General features: G+C 68.6%; 12 protein-coding genes. 9 read left to right on the forward strand and 3 right to left on the reverse strand.

All coding sequences use genetic code 11. The features are described from left to right. Window positions 1–214 precede the first annotated feature (214 nt). Entirely contained in the window at window positions 215–673 is a 459-nt protein-coding gene (locus tag OG408_RS39450; protein ID WP_285567948.1) for a MarR family winged helix-turn-helix transcriptional regulator, read from the reverse strand. 64 nt (window positions 674–737) lie between these two features. Between OG408_RS39450 and OG408_RS39455 the strand changes: the two genes are divergently transcribed. The 7 genes from OG408_RS39455 (at window position 738) to OG408_RS39485 (ending at window position 7,274) form a co-directional block, all read left to right on the forward strand. Then, entirely contained in the window at window positions 738–1,106 is a 369-nt protein-coding gene (locus OG408_RS39455) for a VOC family protein (RefSeq protein WP_326674319.1), read from the forward strand. A 700-nt stretch (window positions 1,107–1,806) separates the two neighbouring features. After that, the gene (locus OG408_RS39460; protein WP_326674321.1) at window positions 1,807–3,030 is read left to right on the forward strand and encodes a phospholipase D-like domain-containing protein; all 1,224 of its coding nucleotides are present in this window, start codon (window positions 1,807–1,809) and stop codon (window positions 3,028–3,030) included. Between the two features lie 639 nt (window positions 3,031–3,669). Next, complete coding sequence (locus OG408_RS39465; protein WP_326674322.1) at window positions 3,670–4,185, forward strand: GNAT family N-acetyltransferase; 516 nt, start codon at window positions 3,670–3,672, stop codon at window positions 4,183–4,185. A 321-nt stretch (window positions 4,186–4,506) separates the two neighbouring features. Next, window positions 4,507–5,256: a GntR family transcriptional regulator gene (locus OG408_RS39470; protein WP_326674323.1), complete on the forward strand. Its 750-nt coding sequence runs from the start codon at window positions 4,507–4,509 to the stop codon at window positions 5,254–5,256. Further along, the gene (locus OG408_RS39475; RefSeq protein ID WP_326674324.1) at window positions 5,253–6,023 is read left to right on the forward strand and encodes a sulfite exporter TauE/SafE family protein; all 771 of its coding nucleotides are present in this window, start codon (window positions 5,253–5,255) and stop codon (window positions 6,021–6,023) included. The genes OG408_RS39470 and OG408_RS39475 overlap by 4 nt, the downstream gene beginning before the upstream one ends. Before the next feature lie 132 nt (window positions 6,024–6,155). Further along, on the forward strand, window positions 6,156–6,695 hold the full coding sequence (locus OG408_RS39480; protein WP_326674325.1) for a GNAT family N-acetyltransferase: 540 nt from the start codon (window positions 6,156–6,158) through the stop codon (window positions 6,693–6,695). A gap of 303 nt (window positions 6,696–6,998) precedes the next feature. Next, window positions 6,999–7,274, forward strand: a complete 276-nt coding sequence (locus tag OG408_RS39485; RefSeq protein WP_285567935.1) for a hypothetical protein — start codon at window positions 6,999–7,001, stop codon at window positions 7,272–7,274. Between the two features lie 220 nt (window positions 7,275–7,494). Here the strand turns inward: OG408_RS39485 and OG408_RS39490 are convergent, their stop codons facing one another. After that, entirely contained in the window at window positions 7,495–8,103 is a 609-nt protein-coding gene (locus OG408_RS39490) for a TetR/AcrR family transcriptional regulator (protein ID WP_285567933.1), read from the reverse strand. Between the two features lie 93 nt (window positions 8,104–8,196). Here OG408_RS39490 and OG408_RS39495 point away from each other — a divergent pair, with 93 nt between their 5' ends. Then, the gene (locus OG408_RS39495) at window positions 8,197–9,237 is read left to right on the forward strand and encodes an NAD(P)-dependent alcohol dehydrogenase (RefSeq protein WP_326674326.1); all 1,041 of its coding nucleotides are present in this window, start codon (window positions 8,197–8,199) and stop codon (window positions 9,235–9,237) included. A gap of 400 nt (window positions 9,238–9,637) precedes the next feature. On the opposite strand, the gene OG408_RS39500 is transcribed toward OG408_RS39495, so the two are convergent. Then, window positions 9,638–10,513, reverse strand: a complete 876-nt coding sequence (locus OG408_RS39500) for a LysR family transcriptional regulator (RefSeq protein ID WP_326674329.1) — start codon at window positions 10,511–10,513, stop codon at window positions 9,638–9,640. 93 nt (window positions 10,514–10,606) lie between these two features. Here OG408_RS39500 and OG408_RS39505 point away from each other — a divergent pair, with 93 nt between their 5' ends. Then, window positions 10,607–11,638, forward strand: coding sequence for a hydroxyacid dehydrogenase (locus OG408_RS39505; RefSeq protein WP_326674331.1), 1,032 nt, complete (start codon window positions 10,607–10,609; stop codon window positions 11,636–11,638). The last annotated feature ends 8 nt before the right edge of the window (window positions 11,639–11,646 follow it).

Consider the following 11,646-nt stretch of genomic DNA (forward strand, 5'->3'; position numbering starts at 1 on the left):
GCGACCTCGGGCGCGGCGGATGCCCGCATGGGGACTGCTTGATGCCGTCCGCAACGACGCCCTGCCTGGCCCCCACCCCTTGTCGCTGGTTCGAGGCTCATCGCGGCAGGTGGGGGTCAGGTGGGGGTTGCCGGGTTTCGAGGTGGCCTGCATGGATGCCCGCGCTCGGCTGCGCTTCCGTCCGGGCGCGGCGGGCTGTACGCCAAAGGGCAAGCTATGCGTCGTCGTTGCCGTCACGCAGGGAACGGGTCATGCTCTGCAGGATTCGGAACGCGCCTGACTGCTCGGTCTCGGTGAGGCCGGCCAGCATTCTCAGCTCGACGGACCGGACCGCCGCGGTCGCCTTCTCCAGGCTCCGTCGGCCGCTGGGTGTGAGCCGGGCGGGAAGAACCTTGCCGACGGCCGCTTCGGCGGGCCTGATCACGTAGCCGTCGCGCTCCAGGGTCTGGAGCAGTACGTTCATCGACTGCCGGGTCACGAACGCGCCACGCGCGAGCTCGGAGTTCGACAGGCCCGGTCGCTGAGCGAGCAGCTCCAGGCAGGAGTAGTGCGTCACGCTCATGCCCAGCGGCCGTAGCACCTCTTCCATGGCTGCGCGCAGGGCACTCGAAGCCTCTTTCAGCAGGTAGCCCAGCGATTTGTCCAGATCGACACCGACACCCTTTTGACTCATGTCAGAAGTCTGACATACATTGACGTATGTCAGGAATCTGACATGGACTAGAGGGAGCATCATCATGCCCGCCACCGGACCCGACTTCATCTCGCTCCAGGTACGCGACCTCGACGCCTCGCAGGCGTTCTACGAGCAGTACCTCGGCCTCGTCCGCGCACAGGCCGGACCGCCGCACGCCGTCGTCTTCGAGACGAAGCCGATCGCGTTCGCACTCCGCGACGTCCTTCCCGGCACCGATCTCACATCCGTTGCCCAGCCCGGCATCGGCGCCGCGATCTGGCTCCGTGCCACAGACGTCCAGGCCATCCACGATGCTCTCGTCGCCGACGGCCGCACCATCGTCTCCGCACCGATCGACGGCCCCTTCGGCCGGACATTCACCTTCGCCGACCCGGACGGCTACCACATCACCCTCCACGACCGCGCCTGATACGCCCGTTCGCCGCCGGACGATCACGGGTCTCGGCGACCAGGGCTGGGCCCGAGACGGGAGAATCCGGGCGCAGCGTGCTGCACTGTCTGGTGCACGTCCCGCTGGGCCGACGGCCACGAGCCTGCTCGTTCCGCATCCGCCCGTACCGCCGGTTCCGCCGGTCCGCTGTTGAGGCTGCGGGTGGGTCTGGCGTCAAGGCGCGACCGACCGTGGCTGCCGTCCGAGGGAGTAACTGACGCCCCAGCGGTGGTCTGAGCGCTGAAGAGCGTGGCCGTCGACCGAGTGCCGATCGCCCGGACCTGCGCCGGGCGTGGGGTTTCCAGGCCGACCGCCCGCAAAGCCGTCCTGGCGACCGGTCAGCAACTGCTTGTCGCCGTCGCCGTCGCCATCGCGACTCGCTTCGAGTGCTCCGGGAGCCCGCCCTGCACATCGAGGGCGCCTGTCCTGCGGCGTCTCCCGCTGATGTGGCGTTCGCCGGGCAGATGTGGACCACCGGGTTTGCCGTCGAGCCGATGCTCACCGCCTGACACAGGCAGGGCTGAAGGTCACGGCAGGAGCTCGGCGTGTCCGGTGTGGCCAGCAGGCCCGTCCCATGCGGACGCGGCCCAGGCGTACAGTCGGCGGGCTGCCTCAGCCCGCGCCGGACCGGGTTGTGTACGGTACCCCATTCCGATCTTTGTGCCGGCCAGGTGAGGCTATGACCACTACACAGAATTCCCCGGAACTACCCCAGGCTCTTCCTGAGGCTCGCACGAGAGCCTCGGCCGAGGAGCGCATCACACGGATAAGACGGAGGCTGGAGCGGCTGATAGGCATCGCGGCCACCGAAGGCAATGCCCTGGTGCCCTTGCGGAACGGGGACGAGATCTTCGCGGCGATGCTGGACGGCATCCGATCAGCCCAGCACACGGTTGACATGATGACGTTCGTCTACTGGAAGGGCGACATCGCCCGCCAGTTCGCCCAGACGCTTGCCGAACGCGCCCGTGCGGGCGTACGGGTGCGCCTGCTGCTGGACGGCTTCGGCAGCCGGCTCATCGAGGCCGAGCAGCTTGAGGCGATGGAACAGGCCGGCGTGCAGGTGGCATGGTTCCGCAAGCCGCTGTACCTGTCGCCGTTGAAGCAGAACCACCGTTGTCACCGCAAGGTCCTGGTCGTGGATGAAGGGACGGCCTTTACCGGCGGTGTCGGGATCGCGGAGGAGTGGTGCGGCAACGCGCGCAACGAGCACGAGTGGCGCGACACCCACGTCCAGGTCCGGGGCCCGGCCGTGGACGGGATCGCCGCCGCGTTCGCCCAGAACTGGGCCGAGTGCCACGACGACCTCTTCGACGACCACGATCGCTTCATCGAGCACAGCCCGCAGGGCAACTCGATCGTTCAGGTGGTGCGCGGCTCAGCCAGCTTCGGCTGGCAGGACATGCAGACTCTGATGCGCGTCATGCTGGAATCGGCCGAGGAACGCTTCCGGCTGTGCACCGCCTATTTCGCACCCGACACCTACTTCATAGAGCTCCTCTGCGCGGCCGCCCGGCGCGGCGTCGAGGTGGAGATCCTGCTGCCCGGCCCGCACACCGACAAGCGGGTCTGCCAGCTGGCGGGTCAGCACTTCTACGAGGACCTCACCGCCTGCGGGGTCAAGATCTTCCAGTACCAGCCGACGATGATGCACGCCAAGGTGATCACCGTCGATCACGTTGCCGCACTGATCGGATCGACGAACTTCAACCGGCGCTCTCTCGACCACGACGAAGAGGTCATGCTCGCCGTCCTGGACCAGGAGTTCACAGCGACGCTGGACGGGCACTTCGATGAGGACGTGGCCCTGAGCGAACAGATCAGCCGCGGCCGATGGAAGAAACGCTCGTTGGCACAACGTGCCCGCGAGGTGGCCGTTCTGCCCATCCGCCGGTACTTGTGACCACCTCGGGCGGCCGCCACAGGGCAGTCCCCGGTACCGGATGACCGTCGGCCTGAGGCTCAGTCAGCGACGCTTGACGAGTTGCCGGGGCGGGGTCCGCGAGTCGATCTCCGGCGGTATCTGAGTGCCGCGACAGCCGCGGTGAGCGGAGCGTCGCTGTCGGGGGAGACCGCACCGGTGCCCGTCGATGAAGGGGCGGTCCCGGCCCGAGACGCGTGCGGTTCATCGTCTCGGAGGCCGGTGACCGTCGGCAGAGAGGGGTCCGGGCGGCGACCTGCGTTCCGGCCGACGCCTGTCCGACCTCTAATCGGCGGTCACCGTGGCGCTCGTTCGGCAGCCCGGCCGCCTCTGCGAACGGGACCCTTGGCGTGCTCCGACGAGACCGGCCCCGTCTCGGCTGTGTGGTGGATCGCGGTCCCGGCCCGCGAGGCAGGGCAGCAATGATGTGGTCGTGACGCGGGAGGATCGCGTCGGCCAGGTCGACCCGCCAACTCGCCTTTCCTTCAGGCCGCTGTGGCGCGTCGGGCTGCCGCTCAGTGGAAGCCACAAGCGGCACAAGGTTGAGGGGCCGGTTCGTGAGTTGTTGTGCATCTCCGTCCGGACCCGCGCAGCCCGTCGGACGGATGGCAGACTGAACAGATGATCGACGATCTTCCCGCCGGCCTGACGGCTCGACATCTCGCCAACGAAGACCATCTCCGGGTGCACGCCGTACTGGACACTTGGTGGGGTGGCCTGAAGGGGAAGGCAGGGTCGGCCGAACGGGCGCTGCTTCTGCCCCGGCTGTACTTCCAGCATTTCACCACCACCAGTTTTCTCGTCGAGCACGACACTGGCGAGATAGCCGCCTTCCTGGTCGGCTTCCTGTCGCCGGCACAGCCCGACACCGCTTACGTGCACTTCGTCGGTGTCGACCCCGTACTGCATGGTCAGGGCATCGGGAGCACCCTCTACCGGGCATTCTTCACACTCGCTCAGTCCCACGGGCGCCGCTACGTGCACTGCATCACCAGCCCGGAGAACGTCGCGTCGCGGGCATTTCACGCGCGGCTCGGTTTCGCGGCCTCAGCCGTGCAGCCGGACTACGACGGTCCAGGACTTGATCGGGTGGCGTTCACCATCGACCTTTCCGCACATCCGGTGCCCATCGCCTAGTGGGACCACGCTTTGGTTCTGCGCCCCCTGTGCGCTTCCTCCTGCGCCTGCCGCCCCTTCTTGCCAAGTGAATGCCGATGAGCTACCGGCGATCATGATCACGTGGCATCCCAAGCCGCTCGCAGCAGACTGAACTGCGCCTCGCTGAGAAGCGGGTCGAATCCCGCGCTCCGTCCCCTCCGTCCGGCGGCCGGCCGGCGTTGCGGCGGGGGGCAGGGATGTCGTCGCAGGTCAGACGTTCATGCAGGTCAGGTTGGGTGGCGTAACTTCGGCGAAACCTTGGGTTGGGTACGGTCGCTCCGTCTTGGAAGGAGGCGGAGCATGACCGATGCCCGGTCGAGCAGTACAGACGAGGCCAACGGCAGGGCGGTGCGTGCGCGCCGTGTCGCCGATGTCCTGCGCCAGCGGATCGTCGAAGGCGACTACGAGAGCGGCACACTGCCGGACGAGCGCGTACTGGGCCGCAGCCTCGGCGCCACGCGCAACGTCGTGCGCGCGGCACTGGACCTGTTGCGCGACGAGGGTCTGGTGACGCGGCGACGCGGCATCGGCACGCTCGTCACCGCACGCAAGGCAGGGCACGGACTCGGCCGCCTCACCGGTCTCGCCGAGGAACTCACCCCGTACGGGACTGTGACCAACGAGGTGCGCGAGGCTCGCCTGGTCCAGCACGCACCTCCGGCCGTTGCCGAACGGCTGATGCTTCCCGACGGCTCCGCTGCTGTGTACATCGAGCGGCTGCGCCACCTCGACGGTTCCCCTCTCTCGCTCGACTCGACCTGGCTCGCGCCGGACATCGGCGGCCCGCTGCTGGGACTCGACCTGGCGTGGCGCGACCTGTTCGCGCTCATCGAGGAGAACAGCGGCGTGCGCCTCGGCAGTGCCGAGATCACCGTTCACGCCGTCACCGCCGAACCGGACACCGCCCAACTGCTCGGTATCCCGAACGGATCCGCTCTCTTCGCCATCGACCGTCTCACCCGCCTCGCGGACGGCCGTCCCGTCGACCTCGAGTCGCTGCGAGTGCGCGGCGACCGGTTCGCCCTGCACACCGTGCTCGAGCGGGCATGACCATGGACGTTCTGCACCTCGTGGTCCTTGCCGCAGCCGGACTGCTCGGCGGCATCGGGATCACCGCACTCGGACCCGGGGGAGTGCTGCCCACCATCGGCCTCTTCCTCTTCTCCGGCCTTACGCCCGCCGGGGTGGCCGGCACCGCCATCGTCACGCATGTCGCCACGGGCCTGCTGGGCACGGCCGCGTACGCCCGCTCCGGCCAGCTGCGCGAGGCGGAGACCCGACGCTGCGCGGCGATCCTGGCATGGATCGCGCTGGTCGGCGCACCACTGGGCGTCCTGCTCAACACTCTTGTCCCGAGCCACGGGTTCGGGATCCTGCTGGCCTCCGCGGTGGCAGTGAGCGGGATTCTCGTGTGGGTGCGCGATGCGCGGGAACGGCGCGGCGACGCATCGGCGCCAGGCCGGGTGCCGGCCGTACGCGTGGCGGTGGTTGGCCTGGTGGTGTCCGTCGCGGCAGGCCTGTTCGGGCTGGGCGGCCCGATGCTGTCCGTTCCCCTCCTCGTCGTGTCCGGCATGCCGGTCCTTGCGGCGCTTGCCGCGGCCCAGGCACAGTCAATCGTGATCGCGAGCGTCGGCACAGTGGCCTACGTGGCTCACGGGTCTGTGGACTGGGCCTTGGCGGCCGTGGTCGGCGTACCGGAACTGGCAGGGGTACTCATCGGCTGGCGGATCGCCCACGCCGTGCCGGCCGAGCGGCTCAAGTACGCCTTGGTAGCCAGCCTGCTGGTGCTCGGTCCCTACCTCGCCTGGCACGCCTGACCCCACGAGCACGGCCGGGGCCGGCGGCAGCATGTGGCAAGAGCGGGCACCGAGTGGGAGAGCCGATCCGAAGCGCATCGACGGGCCCTACCCTGACCCGGTACCGATGAGTGGCCGTCCTGGAGTGGCTCGATGACTGACGATGCCCTGCAACTGCGTCCAGTGGCCGAGGACGATCTGCCAGTGCTTGAGCGGTTCCTGACAGAACCGCAGGCGACCGGGCCCTTTCAGTGGCTGGGCTGGTCAGATCCGGGGCGCTGGCGGCGGCGCTGGGCGCAAGACGGCCTGCTGAGCGATGAAGGCGGTCAGCTGATGGTGGTGACCAGTGCCGACCGGCTCGGCTTCGTGGCATGGCGGAAGGTCACGACATCGAGGAGCTCGTACTGCTGGAACATCGGAGCCCAGTTGCTGCCGGAAGCCCGTGGCCGAGGTGTCGGCCCCCAGGCTCAACGGCTGCTGACGCGGTACCTGTTCGCGTACACGCCGGTGGTCAGGCTCGAGGCGGACACGGAGACGGGAAACATTGCTGAGCAGCGCGCGCTTGAAAAGACGGGCTTCATTCGCGAGGGCGTGCTGCGCAGCTTCGTGTTCCGGGACGGGCAGTGGCGGGACGTGGTGCGCTACAGCCTGCTCCGCGACGAGGTGGCGCGAGACAAGAGACCTGCTTGGTGACAACTCCGGTGCCCGGCCGCTCCACGAGCGTGCCACTGGCTGACCGCTTCTGAGGACACGGCCATCCGCATTGACCAACCCGTCGATCTCTTTCGTCCGAGGACGGTCGCACCCTCCCCATCACCTCATCGCACGGCTGGTCCACGCCGGCCTGGAGCCGTCCGCGAAATCAAGGGACAAGCGCCCGCCACCGTCATAGCGTGGGCCGAGTGCGGTCGCCGGTAAGGGATATGGCCGTCCCGCCAACCACCCAACCCGTTGAACACGCTGACAAACGTCAACCGGGGTCAGCACACTGAGCGCATGCGATATGGGAATCGGTCCGAGCGAGCCAAGCTCAGGGCCGTGAAGGCGCTCATCTCGCTGGCCATCCTCATAGTCTCACCGGTGCTGCTGATATCAGGAGCGCCGATCAACCGCTGCTACCGCCGCTACGTGTACCGCGATGGCGCCCCGCACATCCTCGACAAGCAGCGGGGGTTCGTCAGCGCCCACTACTTCGTCCTCACCCACCCCCTGTTCAACTGGCTCTGCTGGCCCTCGGAGGCACTGACACGTCTCATCGGCCGCCCAGGCTGAACGACGGATGAGCATCTGTTCGAGATCACTCGCAGAGGCGCCCCCGACCATCAAAGGCATGGGAAGGCTGCTCTATGTGGCGGAGCGGGCCTTCGCGCAGCTCCACCACTCCCCAAGACGCGCCGCCTGGACGGCACTGCCGCATCCGATGAGGCGCTGTCCGCTCCGGTGGGTCCCGACTCGATGGTCATCTTCGGTCAATCCGGCATGTCGGTGACGCTCACGAAGGGGACGTGCCGCCCTCACCAGCCGCGGTGGCGCTCTGGACGCAGCCGCGGAGCAGCGCGCGGCGCTGGTCATGTACGGCATCGGGTTCCTGGCTGCTGGCCGCATATACGTTGCTGACCGGTGACCAGGCCATGGACATGGCGATGACCATAGCCATGATGTCGAAGGGGTCACCCGCGCGGATCCGCCCGGCGGCCTGGGCCTCGGCGATGGCCGCCAGCTTGCGGTCGTCGTAGTGCTGGTGGGTCTCGACGAGGTGCCCGGCAGGCCGGCGCTCCAGCCGTGTCCAGGTCGCAAGCCGGATGAGGTCGGGGCGGCGCAGGTACTCGTCGTAGAGACGAACGGCCCATTCCGCGAGGTCGTCGGCGTCGATCGGCACGACGTTGGTGATGCGCTCCAGCGAACTGAGGAAGATCGCGTCGAAGAGCCGCTCCTTGTCGCCGAAGTAGGCATAGAGCTGTGCCTTGTTGGTGCGCGCTGCCTTCACGACGCGTTCGATGCGTGCCCCGGCGATGCCGTGCTGCGCGAACTCTTCGGTGGCGGCGTCCAGGATGCGCTGATACGTCGCGGCGCCTCGCGAGGTCTGGGGCTGTTCCGGCATGCCGACAGCCTACCAAACAGAACAGTTGGTTTGCTTTGGCGGGCGGCCGGGCCTAGTCTTTGGCAGACCGAACAGTCTGTTTAAGGAGTCACCATGCGAACGACCACCGGATGGCAGGCGGCCGGACCGACTGCGCTGCGGCGCACGTCACTGGAGCGCCGTGACCTGCGCCCGGATGACATCGCGGTGCAGGTCGACTACTGCGGCGTGTGCCACAGCGACCTGCATGCCCTGCAGGCGTACGACCAGCAAGCGGGATCGCCCCTGGTGCCTGGTCACGAATTCACCGGTGTGGTGACCGCGACCGGCCCCGACGTGACCACCTTCTCGATCGGCGACCGCGTCGCGGTGGGCAACATCGTCGACTCCTGCGGCGAGTGCGCCATGTGCGAAGCCGGACAGGAGAATTTCTGCCACTCCTTCCCGACGCTGACCTACGGCGGCGCTGACCGGCAGGACGGGGCGACCACCCTGGGTGGCTACTCCCGCGAGTACGTCGTGCGCGATGCCTTCGCCTACCCGCTCCCTGCCGGACTTGACCCGGATGGGGCGGCCCCGCTGATGTGCGCCGGCGTCACTGTGTGGGAACCCCTGCACTCCCTCGGCGTCGGCCCCGGCAGTCGCGTCGCTGTGGCCGGGCTGGGCGGGCTCGGCCACCTCGCAGTCAAGATGGCCGTGGCACTCGGCGCCACCACGACTGTCATCAGCCGATCCCAGGACAAGCGTGACGACGCCCGCAAGCTCGGCGCTCACGACCTCATCGACTCCACCGACGCCCGGTTCATGGCCTCGGCACGCGACACCTTCGACGTCGTCATCGATACCATCTCCGCCCCTCACGACCTCGCGCCGTACCTCAAGCTGGTGGCGATGGACGGCACCCTCAGCCTCCTCGGGTACCTGGGCCCCGTCACCGTCGAGGCCATGGACCTGCTCATCGGCCGCAAGAAGCTCAGTTCCGCGGGCAGCGGAGGCCGCCCGGCGACAGCAGAGATGCTCCAGTTCTGCGCCGACAACGGCATTGCCGCCGACATCGAAGTACTCCCGTCGTCACAGGTGGACACGGCACTCGACCGCCTCCGGCGAAACGATGTCCGCTACCGCTTCGTGCTCGACATGTCCGACCTTGACTGAAGGGACAGTTGGCCGGGCCATGGCCCGCAGACCGGGCAACGGCGTGCACACGGCCCGGCACTGATTCTGCTGCCGGTGCTCCCGGTCCCGATCCTGGGCTCGCGGACTTCGCGGTCCGCGCCACGCAGTTGGCGCCGCGCAAGGTGCTCCCGCGTCGCTGACGCCGTTGGCGGCACACCTTGCCCGGCCGCGCTGACGACTGCGCCTCGACTCGTGATGACACTCACTCACTGCCGCGGCGAACGGTCGGTGGCTTGCCCGAGGCCGCTCCCACCCCTGCGGCTACGCGTTCCGTATGACCGCGAGGTCCTGACGGGAAAAGCGGGGCAACTGCACGCAGCCGAGCCCAGGAGCCACGGCCGAGCCGACGCATGCGGACCGGATCGCAGGGCAGCTCCGGCTATTCCTCGCGCAGGGCCTCGGCCAGCCGCCGCAGCGCCGGGTTCGGGCTGTCGGGGCTCCAGCAGGCGTGCAGCGTCACCGAATGCGCGTCGGCCGCGTCCAGTTCGCGGTACCGGATGCCCTCGACCCGCATCGCCGTGATCGACCGTGGGATCAGCGCACATCCCAGTCCGGCACGCACCAGCGCGAGCATCGTCGGTACCTGTGAAGCCAGTTGGCTCACGGCGTACCGGTCCATGCCGATCATCGCCGCGCAGATGTCGTGCAGGTACTGCGAGCCCTCCGGGCTGTACCCGATGTAGTCGGCGGTGGCATCGGTCAGCGACACCGGCCCCTCTCCGGACGCCAGCGGATGCGAGTCCGGTACGGCGAGGACCAGGTCCTCCGAGTGCACCAGCAGCGACTCGAACCTCTCCGGGATCGGCGGCCGCACCAGCCCGAGATCGATATCGAGATTCGCCAGTGCCTCGAACTGCGCGGGACTCACCAGCTCCGTCAGTTCCGCCGTCACACCCGGCGTCCGTTCGGCGACCAAGGTCAGGAAGTCGGCGAGTACGGCGTACGCGCCGATCGCGGTGAACGCGAGCCGCAGTGTCCCGGTCGTCCCGTCGGCCGCGCGCCGGGTCGCCTCCGGAGCGACCTCCAGCAGCGCGAGCACGCGGCGGGCGTGCTCCAGGAACACTCCGCCGGCCGCGGTCAGCCGGACCCCGCGGCCGGGGCGGTCGAACAGTCGGACATCAAGTATCCGCTCAAGGGCCTGGATCTGGCGGGTCAGCGGCGGCTGGGTCAGGTTCAGGCGCTGCGCCGCCCGCCCGTAGTGCAGTTCTTCGGCGACGGCGATGAAGCCACGGAGTTGCTGAAGCGTGAAATCCATGCGCGCACGGTATCGGTTCATGCGAAAACGGGCTTGGACCTGCATGACGGAAGGCGCCTACCTTCAGATTCACGCCAACCCGAAGGAGCTCCCGTGCCGAACCCCCGACTCGCGGCCCTCATCTCACCCGAACGTGCCGCCGATGTCATCGACACCGCCACGCGCCGGCTTCTCGACGAACGCTTCGAGGTCGTCTGGGCGGATGACAGGCACACGGCGGGCCCGGCCGGGGCGGGTAACCCTCCTGCTCTCGACCCGGCCGCCCTGCCCGAGTTGGCCGCCGGCGCCGACGTCCTGCTCACCAGCTGGGGTACGCCGAAGCTCGGCGAGGAGTTGTGGGCCGGAGGCCAGGGCCCCAAGGTCGTCGCGCACGCGGCCGGCACGGTGAAGCACCTGATCGACCCGGTCGTCCTCGACCACGGCGTCGGTGTCTTCTCTGCCGGTCAGCGGATCGCCTGGTCGGTCGGCGAGTTCTGCCTCGGCGCCCTGCTGACCCTCGCCCGCCGGCTTCCGCGGTTCGACGGCGCGATCCGGTCCGGCGGCTGGAAGCAGACGGCGTACCGCGGCCACGAGCTGGCCGGCGCCAAGGTCGGGATCATCGGCGCGAGCAGCACCGCCCGCGCACTGATCGCCATGCTCCAACCGTTCGGCTGCGACATCGCGGTCTACGACCCGTACCTGCCGCCCGCACGCGCGCAGGAACTCGGCGTACGGACGACGACGCTCGAGGACGCCGCACACAGTCCGTTCCTGAGCATCCACGTCCCGAACGTGCCCGAGACCAAGGGCATGATCACCCGCGAGCTGATCGAGAACCTGCCCGAAGGGGCGGTCGTGGTCAACTCGTCACGCGGCCCCGCGATCGACCAGCAAGCACTCCTGGACCACGCACTCGGCGGCCGGATCTATGCGGCCCTGGACGTCTACGACCCCGAGCCCACGACGTTCGACGCGACCGTCCTCCGGGCCCCGAACCTCCTGTTCACCCCGCACATAGCCGGCGACACCGCCGAAGGACACCTCGCGCTCGCTGGCTATGTGCTCCGCGACGCCCTGCAGTGGCTGGCCGACGGCACCCGCGGACCGAGCTTCGTCGACCCGGCCGCCTGGTCGATCAGCGCCTGAAAGGACCG

The sequence above is a fragment of the Streptomyces sp. NBC_01257 genome, from assembly GCF_035917255.1.
GTDB lineage: Bacteria > Actinomycetota > Actinomycetes > Streptomycetales > Streptomycetaceae > Streptomyces.

Excerpts from the sequence above, each read along its gene's own strand:
- OG408_RS39450 (WP_285567948.1), bottom strand. The coding sequence starts at position 673 with ATGAGTCAAAAGGGTGTCGGTGTCGATCTGGACAAATCGCTGGGCTAC.
- OG408_RS39455 (WP_326674319.1), top strand. The coding sequence starts at position 738 with ATGCCCGCCACCGGACCCGACTTCATCTCGCTCCAGGTACGCGACCTC.
- OG408_RS39460 (WP_326674321.1), top strand. The coding sequence starts at position 1,807 with ATGACCACTACACAGAATTCCCCGGAACTACCCCAGGCTCTTCCTGAG.
- OG408_RS39465 (WP_326674322.1), top strand. The coding sequence starts at position 3,670 with ATGATCGACGATCTTCCCGCCGGCCTGACGGCTCGACATCTCGCCAAC.
- OG408_RS39470 (WP_326674323.1), top strand. The coding sequence starts at position 4,507 with ATGACCGATGCCCGGTCGAGCAGTACAGACGAGGCCAACGGCAGGGCG.
- OG408_RS39475 (WP_326674324.1), top strand. The coding sequence starts at position 5,253 with ATGACCATGGACGTTCTGCACCTCGTGGTCCTTGCCGCAGCCGGACTG.
- OG408_RS39480 (WP_326674325.1), top strand. The coding sequence starts at position 6,156 with ATGACTGACGATGCCCTGCAACTGCGTCCAGTGGCCGAGGACGATCTG.
- OG408_RS39485 (WP_285567935.1), top strand. The coding sequence starts at position 6,999 with ATGCGATATGGGAATCGGTCCGAGCGAGCCAAGCTCAGGGCCGTGAAG.
- OG408_RS39490 (WP_285567933.1), bottom strand. The coding sequence starts at position 8,103 with ATGCCGGAACAGCCCCAGACCTCGCGAGGCGCCGCGACGTATCAGCGC.
- OG408_RS39495 (WP_326674326.1), top strand. The coding sequence starts at position 8,197 with ATGCGAACGACCACCGGATGGCAGGCGGCCGGACCGACTGCGCTGCGG.
- OG408_RS39500 (WP_326674329.1), bottom strand. The coding sequence starts at position 10,513 with ATGGATTTCACGCTTCAGCAACTCCGTGGCTTCATCGCCGTCGCCGAA.